At 51.7% G+C, this 20,179-nt stretch carries 16 protein-coding genes and 1 tRNA gene; 11 read left to right on the forward strand and 6 right to left on the reverse strand.

Annotated elements, in window-relative coordinates; all coding sequences use genetic code 11:
- Nucleotides 1-168 precede the first annotated feature (168 nt).
- Nucleotides 169-573, forward strand: a complete 405-nt coding sequence (locus MRY86_RS06555; RefSeq protein ID WP_293568571.1) for a hypothetical protein — start codon at nucleotides 169-171, stop codon at nucleotides 571-573.
- Here MRY86_RS06555 and MRY86_RS06560 read toward each other — a convergent pair.
- Nucleotides 570-1,958, reverse strand: a complete 1,389-nt coding sequence (locus MRY86_RS06560; RefSeq protein ID WP_293568570.1) for an aminopeptidase P family protein — start codon at nucleotides 1,956-1,958, stop codon at nucleotides 570-572. The genes MRY86_RS06555 and MRY86_RS06560 overlap by 4 nt on opposite strands.
- Before the next feature lie 144 nt (nucleotides 1,959-2,102).
- On the opposite strand from MRY86_RS06560, the gene MRY86_RS06565 reads away from it, so the two are divergent.
- From MRY86_RS06565 to MRY86_RS06575, 3 genes are all read left to right on the forward strand, one after another.
- On the forward strand, nucleotides 2,103-2,606 hold the full coding sequence (locus tag MRY86_RS06565; RefSeq protein WP_293568568.1) for an HAD-IIIA family hydrolase: 504 nt from the start codon (nucleotides 2,103-2,105) through the stop codon (nucleotides 2,604-2,606).
- A 3-nt stretch (nucleotides 2,607-2,609) separates the two neighbouring features.
- A complete protein-coding gene (locus MRY86_RS06570) occupies nucleotides 2,610-3,548 on the forward strand; it encodes a geranylgeranylglycerol-phosphate geranylgeranyltransferase (protein WP_293568567.1) in 939 nt (312 codons plus the stop codon).
- 280 nt (nucleotides 3,549-3,828) lie between these two features.
- Nucleotides 3,829-4,404, forward strand: a complete 576-nt coding sequence (locus MRY86_RS06575) for a Maf family protein (RefSeq protein ID WP_293568565.1) — start codon at nucleotides 3,829-3,831, stop codon at nucleotides 4,402-4,404.
- 4 nt (nucleotides 4,405-4,408) lie between these two features.
- Here MRY86_RS06575 and MRY86_RS06580 read toward each other — a convergent pair whose 3' ends face one another.
- Nucleotides 4,409-6,163, reverse strand: a complete 1,755-nt coding sequence (locus tag MRY86_RS06580; RefSeq protein ID WP_293568563.1) for a dynamin family protein — start codon at nucleotides 6,161-6,163, stop codon at nucleotides 4,409-4,411.
- The gene (locus MRY86_RS06585; protein ID WP_293568561.1) at nucleotides 6,160-6,801 is read right to left on the reverse strand and encodes a WbqC family protein; all 642 of its coding nucleotides are present in this window, start codon (nucleotides 6,799-6,801) and stop codon (nucleotides 6,160-6,162) included. The genes MRY86_RS06580 and MRY86_RS06585 overlap by 4 nt, the downstream gene beginning before the upstream one ends.
- A 120-nt stretch (nucleotides 6,802-6,921) precedes the next feature.
- Between MRY86_RS06585 and MRY86_RS06590 the strand changes: the two genes are divergently transcribed.
- Entirely contained in the window at nucleotides 6,922-8,412 is a 1,491-nt protein-coding gene (locus tag MRY86_RS06590) for a glycosyltransferase family 39 protein (protein WP_293568559.1), read from the forward strand.
- Here MRY86_RS06590 and MRY86_RS06595 read toward each other — a convergent pair.
- A complete protein-coding gene (locus tag MRY86_RS06595) occupies nucleotides 8,393-8,524 on the reverse strand; it encodes a hypothetical protein (protein WP_293568557.1) in 132 nt (43 codons plus the stop codon). The genes MRY86_RS06590 and MRY86_RS06595 overlap by 20 nt on opposite strands.
- A gap of 159 nt (nucleotides 8,525-8,683) precedes the next feature.
- On the opposite strand from MRY86_RS06595, the gene glmM reads away from it, so the two are divergent.
- From glmM to MRY86_RS06610, 3 genes are read left to right on the forward strand one after another with little or no spacing between them, the layout of a single operon-like run.
- Complete coding sequence (gene glmM, locus MRY86_RS06600) at nucleotides 8,684-10,063, forward strand: phosphoglucosamine mutase (RefSeq protein WP_293568555.1); 1,380 nt, start codon at nucleotides 8,684-8,686, stop codon at nucleotides 10,061-10,063.
- A gap of 11 nt (nucleotides 10,064-10,074) precedes the next feature.
- Complete coding sequence (locus MRY86_RS06605) at nucleotides 10,075-11,568, forward strand: aminotransferase class V-fold PLP-dependent enzyme (RefSeq protein WP_293568553.1); 1,494 nt, start codon at nucleotides 10,075-10,077, stop codon at nucleotides 11,566-11,568.
- 1 nt (nucleotide 11,569) lies between these two features.
- Nucleotides 11,570-12,712 (forward strand): cysteine desulfurase family protein, encoded by a 1,143-nt coding sequence (locus MRY86_RS06610; protein ID WP_293568551.1) that lies wholly within the window; start codon nucleotides 11,570-11,572, stop codon nucleotides 12,710-12,712.
- Between the two features lie 62 nt (nucleotides 12,713-12,774).
- Here MRY86_RS06610 and MRY86_RS06615 read toward each other — a convergent pair whose 3' ends face one another.
- Nucleotides 12,775-13,323: a hypothetical protein gene (locus MRY86_RS06615; protein WP_293568549.1), complete on the reverse strand. Its 549-nt coding sequence runs from the start codon at nucleotides 13,321-13,323 to the stop codon at nucleotides 12,775-12,777.
- A gap of 130 nt (nucleotides 13,324-13,453) precedes the next feature.
- On the opposite strand from MRY86_RS06615, the gene MRY86_RS06620 reads away from it, so the two are divergent.
- The 3 genes from MRY86_RS06620 to MRY86_RS06630 all read left to right on the forward strand — a co-directional run bounded on the left by MRY86_RS06620 (nucleotide 13,454) and on the right by MRY86_RS06630 (nucleotide 16,691).
- Nucleotides 13,454-13,528: transfer RNA gene (locus MRY86_RS06620), tRNA-Val, on the forward strand.
- A gap of 58 nt (nucleotides 13,529-13,586) precedes the next feature.
- Nucleotides 13,587-13,808, forward strand: a complete 222-nt coding sequence (locus MRY86_RS06625) for a DUF2905 domain-containing protein (protein ID WP_293568547.1) — start codon at nucleotides 13,587-13,589, stop codon at nucleotides 13,806-13,808.
- A gap of 315 nt (nucleotides 13,809-14,123) precedes the next feature.
- The gene (locus MRY86_RS06630) at nucleotides 14,124-16,691 is read left to right on the forward strand and encodes an adenosylcobalamin-dependent ribonucleoside-diphosphate reductase (protein ID WP_293571109.1); all 2,568 of its coding nucleotides are present in this window, start codon (nucleotides 14,124-14,126) and stop codon (nucleotides 16,689-16,691) included.
- A gap of 272 nt (nucleotides 16,692-16,963) precedes the next feature.
- Here the strand turns inward: MRY86_RS06630 and MRY86_RS06635 are convergent, their stop codons facing one another.
- Nucleotides 16,964-20,029: a response regulator gene (locus MRY86_RS06635; RefSeq protein WP_293571111.1), complete on the reverse strand. Its 3,066-nt coding sequence runs from the start codon at nucleotides 20,027-20,029 to the stop codon at nucleotides 16,964-16,966.
- Nucleotides 20,030-20,179: the final 150 nt, after the last annotated feature.

The raw sequence follows: 20,179 nt of genomic DNA on the forward strand, positions 1-20,179 counted from the left end.
CAGATCAGCGTTATCAGTCCTATTGTCGTACGTGGACATCGTCCTATCCATAAATTTCGTTAAAATCTATCACCACCAGATCAATACCCACCCATAAAAAATTCAGCCCATCCAGGATAAGATTCCGCTCTCAAGGCTCGTTATGGAGGAAATCAAAAAGACGAGTACATGCGTTATCCCATCCTATTACTTACCAGTTTCGCTTTTCTGCTATCCCTGCCTGCCGCCCATGCCCAGCTGTTTAAGGGGAAAAAGGATACCACAGAACAGTCCACAGAAGCAAAGCCCGCAAGCCTGCAAGAGCGCCTTTTCGGCAACAAAGCCAGGCAACAAGACCTCAAAGCGGATCACCGGGAGGCCAAGGATGACCATCGCGCCGCCAGAAAGGACCGGAAGGCTGCTGAAGCCAGAGAACGGGCCGCCAGGTTGCGCAAGGAAGCCATTAAAGCCGAACGCCGTGCCACCCGTGCCGAAAAACGGGCCATGAAAAAGACCAACAAAGCAGAAAATGCGCAGCAACAGGCAGCCGGGCAGCACGAGTCCTTCTTTGAGCGGATATTCAAAAACGATTAACCACCCTTGCGCAGCGCCTCAATTTCCTCAATGGTCTTCGGGATGTCAGGGCCCAGGACCCGGTAGCCCTCTTCGGTAACCAGTACGTTGTCTTCGATCCGGATGCCGCCAAATCCAAGGTAGGTTTCTACCTTTTCATAGTCGATAAATTCAGCGTGTTTGCTCTCTGCTTTCCACTGGGCGATGAGCTCCGGAATGAAGTAAATGCCGGGCTCTACGGTGAGGACAAAACCAGGCTGTAGTGCACGGGCCAGGCGCAGGGATTTTAAGCCAAACTGTGAACTGCGCTTAAGTTCATCGGAATAGCCTACGTAATCTTCGCCCAAATCCTCCATATCGTGCACATCCAGCCCCATCATGTGGCCTAGGCCGTGGGGGAAGAATAAAGCGTGCGCGCCGGCTTCCACGGCAGCATCGGCATCGCCTTTCATAAGCCCCAGCTGAGTTAGGCCGGTCGTAATGATCTTCGCCGCCAGCAAATGAATGTCTTTGTAAGGAACGCCGGGCTTGATGGCTTGAATGGCTTGTTCCTCCGCATCCAGAACAATCTGGTAAATCGCTTTCTGCCGGTCTGTAAAGTTGGGGCTCACCGGGAAGGTCCGGGTGATGTCACTGGCATAGTCTGTTCTGGGAGCCGCCGCTCCAAAGTCGCAGAGGACGAGATCGCCTTCTTTCATAATATCCCCGTGGTAGTGGTTGTGAAGGGTCTGGCCATTAACGGTAAGGATGGCCGGGTAGGCAAGGGCGCCTTCGGTAGCCAGCGCAATGCCTTCCACCATGCCCGCCAGTTGGGCTTCCTTCATGCCCGGTTGGGCGGTTTTGGTCGCCTGAACATGCATTTGGCGGGTGATCGCCAGGGCGGATTCGATTTCGGCAATTTCTTCTGCCGACTTGACAGACCGCTGGGCAACAATGGCTTGGATTAGCGTTTCAGAGGGTCGTAATGCCTCAACGGGCGTGCTCAGCCACCGGCTCAACTGCAGGCTGCGGTCAGCCCTGTAGGGAGGAAGGAAGTGAATGGTCCGCCCGTCCGCCTTAGCTTTTTTTAGGAATTCTTCTAATTGCTCAACGGGCAGTGCCTGTTCTGTGCCCGACAGGTTTTTAAGGTCACTCAGACCAGGCTGTGGGCCCATCCAAACTACATGCTCTACGGTCATTTCCGGCGCGAACAGCAGGGCTTCTCCGGAATCTGCGTCCAATACGCCGGCTACCCCCGGCTGATTGACCCCAAAGTAGTACAAAAAGCTACTATCCTGCCGGAAGCGGTAGACGTTGTCGGCGCAATTCATCGGGCTCTCGTTGTTGCCGGGGAGTAAAATAAGCCCCCCGGGCATGGAGGCTTGTAATTGCTTTCGGCGTTCCTGATAAATGCTGGCTTTGAACATGTTGACTGTATTTTGAAGCGGTCCACAACCGTAGACCTGCTATGATGACTAATTCCAGGGATGGGAATATATTGAATCCTACCCATTTATTCGCCAAGTTCTTGCCCTATTCCTGTACATTTGTAGGGAAACGAAAAGCCACCAATGAATCAACTGGAACAATTCAAGGAAATAGAAACGTTTATTTTTGATGTGGACGGAGTGCTAACCAACAGTCAGGTCCTGGTCACAGAGGAAGGTCAGCTACTCCGCAGTATGAGCATTCGTGACGGGTATGCGCTCAAAACAGCCGTCCGGCAGGGCTTTAATGTGGCGGTGATTACCGGAGGGCGGTCAGAAGGTGTCCGGCTGCGGCTGGAAGGACTGGGGATCAAGGATATTTATACCGGGATAAGCGACAAACTATCGGCATACGAAGACTACATCGAAAAATACGGGCTGGATGAGCGTAAAATCCTGTACATGGGAGACGACCTGCCCGACCTGCCGGTAATGCGACGGGTGTGGGTACCTACCTGTCCCACCGATGCTCAGCCGGAGCTTTTCGAAGTAGCAACTTATATTTCCCCACTGAAAGGAGGGGATGGCTGTGCCCGCGATGTGATCGAGAAAGTCCTCCGCCTCAATCAGGAATGGCCAGAAGTGTAACCGATGAATGTATTTTATGCCTTCCTGCGCCTGATCCGCCTGCCTAACCTGCTGATTGTGGGGTTGACCCAATATCTGTTTTACGGAGCACTGTTGCAACCGGCATTTGAGCAGTACGGCATCGGATTAACACTGCCGCCTCAAACCTTCTGGTTGTTCGTGCTCGACACGATCATGATTACCGCAGCGGGCTACATCATAAACGATGTTATCGATTTCCGCATTGACCTGCAAAACCGTCCGGAAAAAGTAGTGCTTGGGCGCTACATCCGCAAGCAGACGGCTTATTGGCTCTATTTTTCCATTATTCTGCTAGGTTTCTTTCTGGCGTTTTACCTGGCGCTGAGCGTGCAGAATATGCCACTCGTTGCCATTTATCCAATAGGGGCGGGGCTGTTGTTTTGGTATTCCTACCAGCTCAAGAAGCTGCCGTTGTGGGGCAATCTGCTGGTTTCGCTGTTTTGTGCGGGGGTGCCTGGTATAGTCTGGTTCGCGGAGCGCGAAGGGTTTGCCATGCTGGCTGAAATTGATCCCGTAGGTGCCGCTCATTTGGCAACGATTATGGTTTGGTATCTGCTTTTTGCTTTTGGATCTAATCTCTACCGGGAACTCATCAAGGATATGGAAGACGTGGAAGGAGACCGGATGGAACAGTGCCGCACAGTACCGGTTCTCTGGGGTATGAACACGGCAAAAGGGCTGGCTGCTGCTGTTGGCGTGGGGTTGCTGGCATTAATTGTGGCGATGGTGGTGCATCAGCGCGAACTTTTTTCCCTGTTGAGCCATCTATACGTGACCGTAGCGTTGATCGCACCGCTTGGGCTGAGTTTGGTTTGGTTATTCCGGGCAAAGGTGCCTGCCGATTACCACCGGGTGAGCACGATGGCCAAACTGATTATGCTCAGCGGGCTGATTTTGCTGCTGTTTTTTGCTGTATACTGACGATTAAGTGGTTTGCCACAGCAAACCTACTCAATGCTTGCCCGCGTCTCGTCGCCTTTGGGCTTTGACAACCTTAAAGGCAGGAGGGTCAGCATTTACGCTGGGAAGTGGCTTGCTCTGATATCGCAAATCCAAGATTCCAGACGATGAATGTCTGGATCAATGGCCCAGACGATGAATGTCTGGACTTTAAGCCCGACATTTATCGTTCCCCGTGCTGGCCGACAGCGCCAGTAGGTGACCACTTCGTATTGCGTATAACTTAAATTTTAACTGACCTATGCAAACATTAGAACTCCCGATCATTCTGGTGTCCAAATCTCCCCGCCGCCGCCAACTTTTGGAGCAGGCGGGCTTTCAATTTACCATAAAGCCACAGGATGTTCCCGAAGATTATCCGGATGATATGCCCGTAGAGGAGGTCGCGCCCTTTCTGGCTCAGAAAAAGGTCCGGGCCTCCATGCATGCGCTGGAAGGCAAAGGGGTGCTGTTGGGTGCCGATTCCGTGGTGATTCTCGATGGCGTGATTTACGAAAAGCCCAAAGACCGGGCTGATGCGCAGCGCATCCTCCGGGAATTGTCAGGGCGTGAGCATACCGTTATTACCGGGGTTTGTCTGGCGAATGCGAAACAGGAGCGGGTCTTCTCCGGCGTCTCCCGCGTTCACTTTGATAAGCTTTCGGATGAGGAGATCGACTTTTACATCGACAAGTATCAACCCTACGATAAGGCAGGAGCTTACGCCATTCAGGAATGGATCGGGCTTTGCAAGATCAACAAAATTGAAGGCACTTACGCCAATATTATGGGGCTGCCGGTAGACTTGGTGTACCAAGAGCTGCAGTATTTCCTGTAGGGCTTTATTCCTCTTCCATCTGCGGGGGTGCTGAATCGCTTGCAACGGAGGCCTGAAGGGCTTCCAGCCTGCCTGTAATATTTGTACTTCGGGCGGTGAGTTTTTCAATCTGCTCCCCTTCCTTTTCCAGCAGCAGGTCGAATTTGACAAAGTTCTCATCAATACGGCTGCGCAGATTCGTGATATAGGTCTTGAGGTTAGTGCTGACTTCCTCTTGCAGCCGGGTGCCGCCCTTGTCAATTTCCTTACTGAATTCGCGCAGTACTTGTTTGCGTTTGGAGGAGGTGGTAAAGCCTGCGAAAATCAGGCCTACTGTGGTGAGAATGCCCCCGGTGATGTCAAAAACAGCCCCTTGCGTCACCGCTGCCAGCACAATACCAATCACCGCCAGGCCACTGCTTGCCGCCAGGCTTGGTGACACAGAACTTTTGTCCGGGAAGAGGCTCTCATCGGTGAAATTCTCCGTGCGGCTCACAAAGCGGGCAAACTGTTCTTGCAATTCCCGAAGTATATTATTGCGCTTCTCGGCAATATCGCTGAACAGCTCGTGGTCATCCCGCAGGATGGTCTCACTGTTCCTGATCTTCAGGTCAATCATCTTGGCCATTTGCTGAATGCTGTCGGCCAGGTCTGCCACACCATCGTTGAGCTTGGCCTTGAGTTCTTTATTCAGGTCGGTTTCGAGTTCCCGGGCCAGGTCTTCCAGCCATTCCTTCAGGGATGCTTTTTTGCTAAAAATGGATACAACCGATCGCCGGAGTAAGGGGAAGAACGAAAGCCCGTCGCTCAGCTCCTGTTTCTTGCTGCGGGTGATGCGCTCGTAACCGGCAATCATATTCTCTACCAGCACGTCTACCTGTTTCAGGCTTTTGGCTTCCTGCTTGACCAACGTCTCCCGGATGTCGCTGCGGAATTCAGTGTCCGCTTCGTACTGTTTCTGACGAAGAGCAACCCCTGCCGCAATCCGGTCATTGATATTCTCAGCTGTATCGATGTTGTTGTTGAGCTTTAGGATGGGCGCTCTGCCTCCGGTGATGTGCTGATTGATGTAGGAACGTACTGGCGCAAAGCCACTCTCTTCCTTTTGCCCTTCCTGCTCCTGTTTGGCGGAGACGGTGAATACCACCGGGTCTTTAATACCCTGCTTTTCTGCATATTCTATGACCCCGTTGCGGTTAACTTCAAGGTCTTCTGCAGGCATGAGGTCTTTTTGCTGCAGCACAAAAATGATTTTCTTGCGCCAGTCGCTGTGGATGTAGTCAAAAAACTGCCAGGCGGACTGCCGGTAGGGGTTCTTGGCTTCAAATACAAAGACGATCAGGTCGGAAGCCGGGATAAAGCTCTCGGTGATTTCCTGATGGTGCTCCACGATGGTGTTGGTGCCCGGAGTGTCTACGATGGCAATTTCCTTTAATATCTCAACGGGCAACAGGATTTTCTTTAGGTAAGGGTTGATCTGCACCTGTTCGGCTTCCTCCCCATAGAGAATCTGCTGAATGGTATCGGTCATGGGCTGAGGGGCGACTTTGGTTACCTCCTTGCCGGTATCTAGCAGGGCATTAATGAAACTGCTTTTACCGGCTTTCACTTCCCCGACAATCACAAACATGAACGGTTCGTGAATGCGGCTTCGGAGATCACTAACGGTCTGCGTCAGCTCCTCGCTGTCTATACGGATGGCCAGTTCATGCAGGTCTTTGACGATCTCATCAACCTGTGCCCGGTAGGCCTGTAAATGTTTATTGATCAGTGGAGTCACACGATGGGGTTTTGATCAGCAAATTGCTTTAGCAGCAGCGGTGCCTGAGGCCCGGTACAGAAAAGCAGGTCTAAAATACTCAAATTCGGGATAAACCCATGCCGTTCCTGAAACACCTGGGGGTAGGGCAGGGGTTCGAAATCCAGCTTTGGGTGTTTGGGGTGAATGGCTTCGCGCAAGTCGAGGGTGCCTTCCGGAACAGCTCCGTAATCGGTCGTCTTCCGAATATCCACTGCCAATTGGAGTGTCCGGAGCAGCTGCACAAGCAGAGCCCGGTTGAGGTCAAAGAGGTTATCCGGTTTGCTGCGGAGGATGTCCTCGATGGGCTCGGCATAGAATTCGAAGAATGGGGATTTCCCATAAGCGGATTTAATACTGTGCCAGTGTTCGCCAAACCAGGGTTTTTTATAGTCCACCCTCACCTGATGAATGGGCATCTGCTGGTGCTTACCTTTTTTGAGGGGGACAGAAAGCAGCATCGGCCCGTTAGCGCCGACCAAATGCGCCCGGTTACGGTAGCTACGCTTCTGGTAGTGCTCCTGCGCTTCGAGGTAAACCGTATTCACTTGTGACAGTACGGAGAAGTATTGTACAGGCGGCAGGTATTGTGCTTCGATAAGTATGGATAAGTCGGCCATCGTTCGCTGTTTAGACGCTGTTTGCGGCTGGCGACCACAAAGTAGGGAATTTTAAACCAGTTATCCATTCCCGCGTTTGGCAAATGATGGTTTTCTTTGCACCGTCAAATCCAAACCCACATGACAGCCAAGACTTCTTATTTGTACGCTATTGCACTGCTTTTGCTGGTCGTCAACCTGCTGGTTGGCAATGGGATGACCACCATCTGGGACGGAGTGGAAGCCATGCTGGCCTGGCAAATTCAACACGATGTGGCGGGGCCTACCTTCCATGAACAGCTGGCCGAACTGCTAATGGGCAGTACCCTCGATCCGTTCTTCCTGCGGTTCTCCGGAGCGATAGCAGTAGTTCTTGGACTGACGGCATACTACATCTTTGCCCGCCGCCTGGTCGGTACAGAGATTGTACTGAATACGCTGGCGCTGGCTGCCTCTTCTTTGCTGATGGCAAATCTGGCTAAAGTCGCTTCCGGTGATATCTGGGCGATGATGTTGCAGTGGCTGGCGTACGCGGCTATGATCCGTTATCTGAAGCAGCCTCAGCTGAGCTGGCAGTTGAGTTTCTATGCCCTTGCTGCGCTGGCTATATGGGTACAGCCTTTGCAATCGCTGATTTTTCTGTTGGGCACAGCAGCCTTTCTCTACTTTATGCACGCAGATGGGCGTCGGCTTCTGCGCCTCAATCCCTGGGCAATGGGCCTGCTGACGGCGGGCGGGCTTTATGCTCTGCAATGGCTGGATACCGGTGGGGACACCTTTTATATAGGTTTCCGTACAGGAAGATTCCTTTGGGTGAATGCCGTAGGCATACTTCCTTTTCTGGGGCTTGTGCTGGGCGGCATCGTGGAGCATAGCCAACGATTGGGCAAACGGGATGAACAAGCGGTGCTTTACATAGGGGCATTGATTTTCGCCTTGCTCGGGCACAGCCTGGCGCTGCAGCCTTTGCTGGCGATGGTTGCGGCCCGGCAGATGCGCAACTATTTCCATAAAGGTTATCCGCACCGGGGACTGGTCAAAGCGGGTGCAGTATTGCACCTTGTCGCTGCGGCTTGTTTTCTGATCTTGTTCATGATTGGCAGCTTTGTACAGTTCCGCGGACTGGGCTTTCAAGCCGGACTGGCTACCGGCGGGCTGTATTGGGTGTGGAGTTTTGTCGCGGTGGTGGGGTTCGTGGGCGCACGTGCTTCTTATGCCCGCCTTGGTACTATTATGAGCGGCATATTACTGACGACTTTCTTTTGGATTCAGTTCAGCCCGTTGCTGGAAGTACAGCGCAACTGGGCGCAGGAAATCATAGAGCCGGAAGGGCCTTTTCCTAAGCCTGCAGATCAGTTTATTGTCGGCAGGGGAGAAGGGGCTTTCCCCGGGGTAGCGACCTACGCCTATGCTGCCAATTCCAATACAGCAGTCCTGAGCAATGCCGCTTCCCTGCAGCAGGCCGTTAGAGCGCAGCAGGCTGGTACTGTAATCTTAGCGCCTCAGAGCTGGCTCCCGCCCCAACTGGATACCTTGCAGACCGATACTACAGTTTACAAGGGCTGGAATGCGCCCCTGCAACCTGCAGTATGGGTCCGCTGTGAAGGGAAACCTAAGCTGTCTGGAAAATAATGTACATCAGCGCCAGCAAGACGAAAGTGGAAATCAGGAAAATATTCAGAATGCGCTTTCCTTCGCGTTTGTCTTTTGCTGCAATCTTTTGTTGTCTTCTCGAACGTGCCATAGCATCTTGGTTTTGGTTAGCAGAATAAAGAATTAGGTTTGGTAAAATAAGGCTTATGCCGAAACTTCGCAAGTTTTACCAGGAGCGACTGGCTATGGCCACTGCGATTTGCACGCTAATTTTTCTATTTTTACCCGCAAATCAAACTACACCTATCTCTTGGCACTTATCAAATCAATCTCAGGCATACGGGGCACCATTGGCGGCAAATCTGGCGACAACCTGACCCCTCAGGACATCGTAGAATCCACAGCCGCCTTCGGGCATTGGCTACTCAATAAGGGAGCAAAGCCTAAAGTGGTCATTGGCCGGGATGGCCGAATTTCCGGCTCTATTGTTAACGAACTGGCCAGCGCCACCCTGCGCGCTATGGGCATCGATGTGGTCGACCTCGGCCTTTCCACCACCCCCACTGTAGAAATGGCCGTGACGATGGAAGAAGCCGGCGCTGGTATCGTCATTACAGCCAGCCACAACCCGCGGGAGTGGAACGCCCTCAAGTTCCTCAACGACAAAGGCGAATTTATCTCAAAAGCAGATGGGGAAGCCTTGCTGGAAATCATCGAAAGTGGTGATATAGAATATGCTGGGGTTGAAGAGCTTGGGAAAGTCCTGCACGATGACCGCTACATCAAGCGGCACGTAGAGGCAATCCTTGATTTGCCTTATGTGGACGCAGCGCTGGTCAAAAGCAAAAAGTACCGGGTGGTGGTCGACTGCATCAACAGTTCCGGCTCGGTAGCAATGCCGCCATTGCTCAAAGCCCTGGGCTGCGAAGTGGAGTTGCTCAACAAAAAGCCCAACGGCCGTTTTGCGCACAACCCGGAGCCCCTGCCCAAGCACCTCAAGGACCTGAGCCGGGAGGTGGTGGAACTAAAAGCGGATCTGGGAATCGCGGTAGACCCAGATGTGGACCGCCTTGCTTTTGTTTGCGAAGACGGCAGCATGTTTGGCGAGGAGTACACCCTGGTAGCTGTAGCGGATTACATCCTGCAGCAGCAACCGGGCAATACCGTTTCTAACCTGTCTTCCACCCGGGCCCTGCGCGACATCACGGAGCGCCACGGCGGACAGTACTTTGCCAGTGCAGTGGGCGAAGTGAATGTGGTCACGGAAATGAAAAACCGCAATGCCGTTATCGGTGGAGAAGGCAACGGCGGGGTCATCGTGCCCGGTCTGCACTACGGCCGCGATGCTATGGCCGGCGTGGCGATCTTCCTGACTCTTTTGGCAAAGTCGGGCCAAACGGTAAGTGCCCTCAAGGCTGGCTACCCGGAATACCATATGGTCAAAGACCGCATTGAGCTAACACCACAGATTGATGTGGACGGCCTGCTGAAGGACCTGGAAAACAAATTTAAGTCAGAAGACTACAATACGATCGATGGCCTGAAAATTGATTTTGCAGATGGATGGGTACACTTGCGCAAGTCGAATACCGAGCCTATCATCCGCGTTTATGCCGAAGGGCAAAGCCCCGAAGCTGCACAGGCTTTTGCGGACCGCATGAAATCAGCTGCCCTCGAATTGATCGGATAAAACCTTTAGTTATGGAAGCCCTAACCACTACTTCTTTAGAAACGTATTTTGCTCCGTACCGGAAAAATGTCATCGGGCAGGACTTTATCTTCGATACCCCCGATGGCCCCAAACGGATCCTCTATGCAGACTGGACGGCAAGTGGCCGCCTGTATAAGCCCATCGAAGAATGGCTGATGCAGGAAATTGGGCCATTCGTAGCCAATACGCATACCGAAACCTCCGTCACAGGGACTTCCATGACGATGGCTTACCATAAAGCCAAAGAGATCATCAAGGCGCATGTGGGAGCCCGGCCAAAGGATGTGCTGATTTCCTCCAACTCTGGCATGACCGGAGTGGTCAATAAGTTTCAGCGTATCCTCGGGCTCAAGGTGCACGAGAAATTCCGCGACCGGGTAGAGGTACCGGAAGAAGAACGGGCGATCATCTTTTGTACCCACATGGAGCACCATTCCAATCAGACGTCCTGGCTGGAAACGCTGGCGGACGTGGCGGTCATCAGGCCTACAGCGGAGGGTTTGGTGGACCTGGAGCACCTGAAGACGTTGCTGCAGCAATACCGAAACCGGAAGACGAAGATCGCGGCCATCACGTCCTGTTCCAATGTGACCGGGCTGAAGACGCCTTACCACGAGATTGCCGGGCTGATGCACGAACAGGGCGGGCTGTGTTTTGTAGATTTTGCCTGTTCTGCACCCTATATCGAGATCAATATGCGGCCGGAGGAGCCCTTGCAGCACCTCGATGCCATCTACTTCTCGCCCCACAAATTCCTGGGCGGGCCTGGCTCAACGGGCATCTTGGTGTTCGATCCCAAACTGTACACCAACCGGGTGCCCGATAACCCCGGCGGTGGAACGGTAGACTGGACCAACCCCTGGGGCGGCCATAAATACATTGACGAAATTGAAGCGCGGGAAGATGGGGGCACACCGGCTTTCCTGCAGACGATTAAAGTGGCCTATTGCATCCGTCTAAAGGAAGAAATGGGTGTAGATAACATCCTTGCCCGGGAGCATGAGCTGCTGGAGCGGGTATGGAAACGCCTGGATCAACTGCCCAACCTGCATATCCTCGCGCCTCACCTGCGCGACCGCCTTGGTGTGGTCTCCTTTTATATTGACGGACTGCACTATAACCTGGGCGTCAAGCTGCTCAATGACAAATTTGGTGTACAAACGCGGGGCGGCTGCTCCTGTGCCGGCACCTACGGGCACTACCTGCTCAATGTGGATCAGCAGTATTCCAAGTCTATCACCGATGAAATCAGTCAGGGCGTGCTTACCCACAAACCTGGTTGGATACGGATGTCTATCCATCCGGTCATGACCAATGCAGAGATGGATGCCATCCTTGATGCCATTGAGGCGGTGCACCATCATCATGAGGAGTGGGCGCAGGAATACGAATACAATTCTCAGACAAACGAATTTCAGCACAAAGACTTTGCAGGCGATGAAACCGAACGGGTCGCTCGCTGGTTTAGTGCAAAAATGGCATAACATGGACCGTATTTATTTTGACAATGCTGCGACTACCCCGCTCCTCCCGGAAGTCATACAGGCCATGACGGAAGCGATGGGCACCTACTACGGCAACCCTTCCTCCATTCACAATGAAGGGCGCACGGCCCGGTCGGTGATTGAGCAGGCCCGGCGGACGATCGCAGAGCAGCTGGGAGCTTCGATTGGTGAAATCTTCTTCACCTCCGGCGGCTCGGAGTCGAATAATATGGCATTGAAGTGTGCGGTTAGGGACCTTGGCGTCACCCGTATCATCAGCAGCCCATTAGAACACCACTGCGTGCTGCATTCCATTGATGCGCTGCAGCGGGAGCATAACATCGAGCGCGTCGAAGTAAATACCGATCAGGCGGGCCGAATAGATAAGACGCACCTCGAAGCACTCCTGTCCGGCAGTGATCAGAAAACGCTGGTTTCCCTCATGTACGCCAATAACGAAATCGGTACCCTGATTGACCTGGAAGCCATAGCTGCCTTATGTCAGGAGCATGGGGCCCTCTTTCATTCCGATACCGTACAGGCGATCGGCTACTATCCGATTAATGTATCTAAGACCCCAATGGCTTTTTTGACCGGGGCGGCGCACAAATTCCATGGGCCGAAAGGGGTGGGCTTTGTGTACATCAATGGCGATAATGCTGTGAAGCCTTTCATTGACGGGGGGGCACAGGAACGCAATATGCGGGGCGGTACCGAAAACATTTACGGCATTCTCGGTATGGCAAAAGCCCTGGAACTGGCCTATGCGGAATTGCCGGAGCGCCGTGCGAAAATAACCGAACTGCGCGATTACCTGCGCGAGCAGCTGGAAGCTAATTTTGAAGATGTGGAGTTTAACGGAGATGCCCAAAATGGTCATTACAAGCTGCTGAGCGTCAGTTTTCCACCCTCTCCCAAAGCGGATCTGCTACTGCTGAACCTGGATATTGCCGGTATTAGCGTTTCCGGGGGCAGTGCGTGCAGCTCAGGAGCCGATGCGGGCTCTCATGTAGTCAGTGCCCTGCATGGAGATTCGCCCCGTAAGACCATGCGTTTCAGCTTTTCTCACCTGAATACCAAGGCTGAAGTGGATCAGGTTGTGGCTAAGCTCAGGGAGATTCTACCGGTTGGAGTAGCCGGGTAAAGGAACAGGCTATCCAGAACGTTCCGGATAGCCTGTGCTGTCGGGAGATTTTATGAATAAGTTTAGTTGCCGATAACCTGCTCGATAGGTACCCGTACACCATCCTCATAGGAAGCGATCCAGGCATCCTTAATACCCAGGTTTTGGATTTGGGTTTGCAGCTGCTTGGCTTTCTGATAATCCCGGAAGCGCCCAAGGACGATTTTTTGAAGGCCATCCATTGTCTTTACGCCCAAACCCTCCTCATTGGTCTGTAAATCAGAGTCGATCTTTGGGTCCTGGTACGCACCAATCTGCACGCGGAACCAAGTGCCGTAGTCATCTGAAGTAGCCTGCAACTCACGGGTGACCGATTCGAGAGCGTCTTGTGCTTCTGCGAGTTCGTTACGCATATTTCCGTACTCCCGCTGCATTTCGGTCATTTTTTCCTGGTAGCTGTTGGCTTCCCGGCTCATATCTTCGGCCTTGGTAGCATAATGGTCTGCTTTTTCGCGGCAGTTGTCCAGTTCCTGTTGTGCGGTTTCGTACTTCTGTGCCAGCTCGGCTGATGACTTGCAGGAGAAAGCAAAAAAGCCAAGGCTAAGGGCAAAAAGGGTCAATTTGATCTTCATATTATTTTTCATTGATGTTTGGCCCACTAAACTAGGCAAGATTTTTCGATTTTCCCATGGGTAAATTTTTAGGGTAAATCTTGCAAATTAGCGGGGAGGTTATTTATCTTTGCCCACCACTTCAAAACGGGGGCATTTAGCTCAGTTGGTTTAGAGCGCTGCCTTGACAGGGCAGAGGTCACTGGTTCGAATCCAGTAATGCCCACTACTACAGGGCCCGGCAAAACCGGGCCCTGTTTATTTGACCTTGTTCACTCGTTCCTATGCCTTCAACCGGGAAATTAATTATCTACTTTGGTCTTTTTATCGTTTTGGTAGGCGTGATTGTTTACTTCTTTGGTGACAAACTGTCTTGGTTAGGCCGTTTGCCCGGGGATATCAGGGTGGAAGGGGAAAATGGGCGGTTCTATTTTCCCATTACAACGATGATCCTGATCAGCGTCTTCCTTTCTCTGCTCATCCGTTTGATACAGCGTATTTTGTAGCGGTAGGTGATGAGTTATCAACATTTTGTGGAAAACTACTACCACTCCTTGCACGCATTTTTGAAATAAGGCCCTTACATTTATCGTAGATATAGAGTTTCCCAACTTCAAGCAAGAACAACCACCCTAAGCGAGAGAAGACCTAAGTCCTGTGAGTTGCCTGATGCCGGGCTATTCCCGGATATGGTTTGGGCTTCCGCCCTTAACGGCCAGAACGGTCACCAATTTAAATAATCATTGCTAATACAATTCCAGGCGAATCAGGCCTGAGGATTGATGATATAGTATTACCAAAACCAGCCAAACAGCTACAAAATGGAGACGCCAGCAGTTTCAACCCCAAAAGTGAAATCCTACACTGAGAAGTACACCTTTGAAGAGGCCCTGAAGGCTTCGGTAGCGTACTTCAATGGCGATGACCTCGCCGCTAATGTCTGGGTGAATAAATACGCCCTTAAGGACTCTTACGGTAATATTTACGAGCGCACACCGGATGATATGCACCGCCGGATCGCCGCTGAAATTGCCCGTATCGAGGCCCGCTACCCCGAACCACTGAGTGAAGAAGAAGTGTATGCGGTACTAAAAGATTTTAAATACATCGTTCCGCAGGGTAGCCCAATGGCTGGCATTGGCAACCCCTTTCAAATTTCTTCCCTGTCCAATTGCTTCGTTATTGGTAGTGGTGCAGACTCCTACGGCGGCATTGCCAAGGCTGATGAAGAGCAGGTTCAGCTGATGAAGCGCCGGGGCGGTGTAGGGCAGGACCTTTCTCACTTACGCCCCAAAGGCTCACCGGTTATGAACAGCGCCCTTTCTTCCACCGGCATTGTGCCGTTCATGGAGCGTTATTCCAACTCTACCCGCGAGGTGGCGCAGGACGGTCGAAGGGGAGCGTTGATGTTGACGGTTTCCAGCCGTCATCCGGATGCAGAAGGCTTTATTGATGCCAAGCTGGAGCAGGGCAAAGTGACCGGGGCTAATGTTTCGGTCCGGATTGATGATGACTTTATGAAAGCGGCGATCGAAGGTAAGCCCTATCAGCAGCAGTACCCGGTGGATTCGCCAAACCCGGCTTTCAAGAAAGACGCTGATGCTCAGAAGCTTTGGAAGAAAATCATTCAGAATGCCTGGAAGTCGGCTGAGCCCGGAGTGCTGTTCTGGGATACGATCATCCGGGAGTCGGTGCCGGACTGCTATGCGGACTTGGGCTACCGTACCATTTCAACAAACCCATGCGGGGAAATTCCGCTCTGCCCCTACGATAGCTGCCGCCTTTTGGCCATCAACCTGTACAGTTACGTGGAAAACCCGTTCACGCCAAAAGCCAAATTCAACTTTGAAAAATTTGGGCAGCACGTACAGATGGCTCAGCGAATCATGGATGATATCATTGACCTGGAAATCGAGAAAATTGACCGGATTCTGGAGAAAATTGAGAAGGACCCGGAAGCAGAAGACATCAAAGCAACGGAATACGAGCTCTGGAAAAAGATCCGCAAAACCTGTGTACAGGGCCGTCGGACGGGTGTAGGCATCACCGCAGAAGGCGATATGCTGGCTTCGCTGGGACTGCGCTATGGCAGTGATGAAGCGATCAGCTTCTCCGTAGATGTGCACCGTACGCTGGCCGTCAACGCATACCGCTCCTCTGCAATCATGGCAAAAGAGCGGGGCGCATTCCCTATTTTCGATGCGGAACGGGAAGCAGAGAATCCTTTTATCAACCGCCTGCGCGAAGCAGACCCGGCATTGTATGAAGAAATGCTGGCGCATGGCCGCCGCAATATTGCGTTGCTGACCATTGCGCCGACCGGCACGACAAGCCTGATGACGCAAACAGCCAGCGGCATTGAACCGGCCTTCCTGATCACGTACAAGCGCCGCCGCAAGGTTAATCCCAATGATAAGGAAGCCAACGTGACTTTTATCGATGAAGTTGGCGACCACTGGGAAGAATACAATGTTTTCCACCATAAGTTCCTGGTCTGGCTGGAAGCCAATGGCTACGATGTAGACAAGGTCCGCCGGATGTCCACTGACGAATTGACCCCGATCATTGAGCAGTCGCCTTACCATTTGGCTACAGCCAATGATGTGGACTGGGTGCAAAAGGTGAAAATGCAGGGGGCGATTCAGAAATGGGTGGACCATTCGATTAGCGTAACGGTCAATATCCCGGAAGAAACTTCTGTGGAAATGGTGCAGAAGATTTACGAAACCGCCTGGAAAGAAGGCTGCAAAGGCTGCACCATCTACCGTGATGGTTCCCGTTCCGGCGTGTTGGTATCTGACAAGGAAAAGAAAACAGGTGCTGCCAATGAGTTTCAGGAGACAATGCCGCCTAAGCGTCCTGAGGTCCTCGAAGCAGCTGTGGTCCGGTTCAAGAATAACGCGGAGGATTGGATCGCAGTAATTGGCTTGTATGCCAACCGCCCTTACGAGATCTTTACCGGCAAGTCAGAGGATATTTTTATTATTCCAGGCTATGTGACAAAAGGCTGGGTGATGAAGAATACAGATGATGAGGGCCACAACCGTTATGACCTGCAGTTTGAAGACAAGCAGGGGTATCGGGTTACCATTGAAGGCTTGTCCCGCTCCTTCGATAAGGAATACTGGAACTATGCCAAGCTGATTTCCGGAGTGCTTCGCCATGGGATGCCGATCCCGTATGTGGTGGATTTGGTAGAGGGGCTTAATGTTGAGGAAGACTACATCAATACCTGGAAAAATGGCGTGGTGCGTGCACTCAAGCAATTCGTACCCGATGGGACGAAAGCTGCCGACAGCGCCTGCCCTAGTTGTAATGATGCTGACGGGCTGATCTACAAGGAAGGCTGCCTCATCTGCAAGAGCTGCGGATACTCCGAGTGTGGCTAAAACAGGTGAGGTATTTAAAGCGTATGGTTTAAAGTACTTTATGCTGGCCTTGATATACCATTCCTGGTGAATGAAATAAATCTACAGGCACTATCTGATAACTTCGGGTAGTGCCTCTCTTTTTCAACTGCCGGAAAGTACGTTTATCAGTCGGAGGACGGATGGACCATGAAGGCAGAGCGGGAAGGGTTTGTAGCTCAGCATGAGCACACGCTTATCGTCACCAAAGGTAAGCCTTTCGTGCTGACTTCCGCCAACGGTATGCCCTGGTTTTAAGCAGGTTTGCTTGCCATTTCCTCCAGGACTTCCACTTCGTTTGTGATGCGGCCGGAAAGTATTTGTGCCGTTCTGGCTTCGTAGGGAGAAAGTTTTTCCAGATCGATAGCGTATTTTGCCAGCCGGTCAAAGGAAGCAGTCAGCCCGGTGCCCTTAATTTTATGTGCGTGGGCTTTGATCTCTTGCTCAGGAGCGCCATTCTCAAGGGCGGACTGAAGCGCTTCCGCATCTTTCCGGAGCTCGCCGGAACGTACCACGCTCCATATTTCTTCAATGACTTCCTGCACTATCGCTTCGTTGCCGCCAAAACGTTCCAGGAGGGTGCTTCGGTTGAAAACAGGCATTGAAGCCTTCGGTGCTACGGTTGAGGCGGCTTCACCGGGTTCCTCAGGATTCGGTCCCTGTCGCATCTTGAGCCACTTTTCTAACATTTGCTGAAGCTGACTGGCTGTTATTGGTTTGCTCAGGTAGTCGTCCATGCCTGCCTGCAGGCACCGTTCCCGTTCCCCTTTGATGGTGCCGGCGGTAAGTGCGATAATCGGGGTGCGGCCGTTGCGCTCAGATTCCCGGATCGCCTGCGTTGCCTGATACCCGTTGAGTATAGGCATTTGGACATCCATAAGTACCAGGTCAGGTTGAACCTCCTGGAATTTATCAACCGCAGATTTGCCATTGGCCGCTGTATGGATCTCAGCCTGATCAAGGATATTGTTAATGAGTTCACGAGCCAGAATAACGTTGACGTAGTTATCATCGACAATCAGGATGCGAAGGGATGGGCTTTCCACCGTAGCGTAGGGAGCGGGTGCGCTTGCAACTATTGCTGGCACGTCCTCTTGTTGCTGGTTGACTTGCGACAAGGCATCAAATAGGCGTTGGATGGTAATCGGCTTATTGATTTGCTGAAATACCTTGTATTTTTTACAGGCTTTGTTGATTAAGCGGTCATCTGACGAGCTATGCAACAAAATGATTTTAAGGTCATCGGCCGTAAGCTCCAGTTCTTCCCGGATTCTCCTTACGACCTCAATGCCATCCATATAAGGCATATGGTAATCGGTGATTAGGACGTCAATGCTGCTATCCTGCTTCAGCTTTTCGAGCGCAGTGATCCCATTCGATGCAGAGGAGGTGTAGACTTGTTGGAGGTGGAGCATTTCCTTGAGAATGTGTAGATTGTTGGGGTTGTCATCAACAATAAGGACGTGTTCGATCTCCGAAAGCCCTTCCCATTGATTGCGGTCTCCTTCTTCCGTTTGGAAGTAAGCCACGAAGGAAAAGGTGCTCCCCAGGTTCAGCCGGCTTTGGATTTCAAGCTGCGACCCCATCAGGTGCAGGAGCTTGTTTGAAATGGTGAGACCGAGGCCGGTGCCTCCGTATTTGCGGGTAGTGGAGTTGTCTTCCTGTGTGAAAGCCTCAAGGATTTTATCTTTTCTTTCTTCGGCTATGCCAATACCCGTGTCCCGGACCACAAACCGGAGTCCCTGATAGCCATTTTCATCTTTGCCAGGCAGGGCTGAAATGCCGATTTCTATTTCGCCTTCCTCTGTGAATTTGACGGCGTTCCCAACCAGGTTGACGAGGATTTGCCGGATGCGTACCGGGTCTACCCAGGCGTAGCGGGGCAGGTTGGGAGAGAGGTTGAGCAGCAGTTCGATGCCCTTCTCGTTGACCTTGTACTTGACGATGTCGCCCACCTGGCTGACCAGCTCCCAAAGGTCGGTTCGTTCGTAGGAAAGCTCCAGTTTGCCTGCTTCGATTTTTGAGAAATCCAGGATGTCATTGATCAGGTCCAGCAGAATATTGCCAGACTGATGGATGAGGCTCATGTATTGCTGCTGCGTGTCATTGAGCTTGGTCTTCAGCAGTAGGTCCGTAAAGCCGATAACGCTGTTGAGGGGCGTCCGGATTTCATGGCTCATGTTGGCCAGGAAAGAAGACTTGGCGATATTGGCCGCCTCGGCCCGTTCCTTAGCGGCTTTGAGTTCTTCTTCGTACTGTATGCGCTGCGTAACATCCTGCCGGATAGACAGGTATTTTTCAATTTGTCCATCTTTTCCCTTAATGGGGGTGATGGTGGAGTCTACCCAGTAATATGATCCGTTTTTGGCTTTGTTCTTAACTATGCCCCGCCAGATTTTTCCTTGGGAAATAGTATCCCACATATCCTTCCAAAATGCTTTATCGTGATAGCCCGAGTTGATCATCCGATGGTCATTACCGAGTAGTTCCGCTTCTGAATAGCCGGATACCTCTGCGAATTTGGAGTTGGCCTCAATTATTGTACCCTTATTGTCCGTTGCAGATACGAGCGCATTCATATTCAAGGCAGAATTGATCGACTCCATGGCATTAACCTGGAAAACGAGTTCGCTTTGTGCTTTAGCAAGGTCTTCATTGCTGTTCCGGAGATGATCATTCAGGCTGCGCAGTTTTTTGGTATAAGAAGCGATTTGTCCCAACAGCGGATACATAATGAAAGAGGCGATAAACCCCACCAGGCACAAGCTCAAAACCAGCAGTGTGCGGTTGAGCACAATCAGCCGGTCATTCTGAGCACTGCTGTTGTATTCGTAGCGGTTGACGATTTGCTCCATCCCACTTAAAAAAGTCTGTTGGTCCTCAAAGAGCATTTTCAATCGCGAGGCCTCCTTTTCTCCCTCAAAACCGATAGCATAGGCATTGCTGATCAGGCGCTTCCGGGCATCCTCTATGGAATTGTTAATGGCAAAGGTCAGGGAATCATTCAGCGGATTGTGAAAATGGTTGCCGGGGCTGCCATCGAACAGGTAAAGATGGGCATCATTAAAGCGGGCAATGCTTTCTTTTAAATCCTGCCGGATTAATTTCTGGTCCTCCTGTGGGATTTCATAGAAGAAACGGAGGGATTGAAGTGCAATTTTCTGAGAATGCGTCCTTTGCCGCCCGGCAAGATTGATAAGAGCGGCACTGTCCTTATTTTGTTTGAGGGCATTCTGGAGGGATAGGAAATAGAAAATAAACATGGCCCCAATAAAGGAGACAGAGACAAAGAAGGTTAAGCGGTACTTCTTGGAATTCATCGTGCATATTCGTTTGGGGGAGTAGGGGAACTCCTTTAACGCTGTAAAATAGGCTTTTTTTGCAGAAGTGTAAAGCCCTGTAGAAAAAGAAGCCCTGAGTTTTTTCCAGAAATTTGACAAAAGTCAGAGTTTAATGTTGCAACTTTAGGT

Source organism: Phaeodactylibacter sp., from assembly GCF_022763345.1.
Taxonomy (GTDB): domain Bacteria; phylum Bacteroidota; class Bacteroidia; order Chitinophagales; family Saprospiraceae; genus Phaeodactylibacter.

Bases quoted from the DNA above. Each gene is read 5' to 3' on its own strand.
- MRY86_RS06575 (WP_293568565.1), top strand. From the start codon at position 3,829: ATGCAAACATTAGAACTCCCGATCATTCTGGTGTCCAAATCTCCCCGC.
- MRY86_RS06595 (WP_293568557.1), bottom strand. From the start codon at position 8,524: ATGGCACGTTCGAGAAGACAACAAAAGATTGCAGCAAAAGACAAACGC.
- MRY86_RS06605 (WP_293568553.1), top strand. From the start codon at position 10,075: ATGGAAGCCCTAACCACTACTTCTTTAGAAACGTATTTTGCTCCGTAC.
- MRY86_RS06615 (WP_293568549.1), bottom strand. From the start codon at position 13,323: ATGAAGATCAAATTGACCCTTTTTGCCCTTAGCCTTGGCTTTTTTGCT.
- MRY86_RS06635 (WP_293571111.1), bottom strand. From the start codon at position 20,029: ATGAATTCCAAGAAGTACCGCTTAACCTTCTTTGTCTCTGTCTCCTTT.
- MRY86_RS06560 (WP_293568570.1), bottom strand. From the start codon at position 1,958: ATGTTCAAAGCCAGCATTTATCAGGAACGCCGAAAGCAATTACAAGCC.
- MRY86_RS06610 (WP_293568551.1), top strand. From the start codon at position 11,570: ATGGACCGTATTTATTTTGACAATGCTGCGACTACCCCGCTCCTCCCG.
- MRY86_RS06555 (WP_293568571.1), top strand. From the start codon at position 169: ATGCGTTATCCCATCCTATTACTTACCAGTTTCGCTTTTCTGCTATCC.
- MRY86_RS06585 (WP_293568561.1), bottom strand. From the start codon at position 6,801: ATGGCCGACTTATCCATACTTATCGAAGCACAATACCTGCCGCCTGTA.
- MRY86_RS06625 (WP_293568547.1), top strand. From the start codon at position 13,587: ATGCCTTCAACCGGGAAATTAATTATCTACTTTGGTCTTTTTATCGTT.
- MRY86_RS06630 (WP_293571109.1), top strand. From the start codon at position 14,124: ATGGAGACGCCAGCAGTTTCAACCCCAAAAGTGAAATCCTACACTGAG.
- MRY86_RS06590 (WP_293568559.1), top strand. From the start codon at position 6,922: ATGACAGCCAAGACTTCTTATTTGTACGCTATTGCACTGCTTTTGCTG.
- MRY86_RS06565 (WP_293568568.1), top strand. From the start codon at position 2,103: ATGAATCAACTGGAACAATTCAAGGAAATAGAAACGTTTATTTTTGAT.
- MRY86_RS06570 (WP_293568567.1), top strand. From the start codon at position 2,610: ATGAATGTATTTTATGCCTTCCTGCGCCTGATCCGCCTGCCTAACCTG.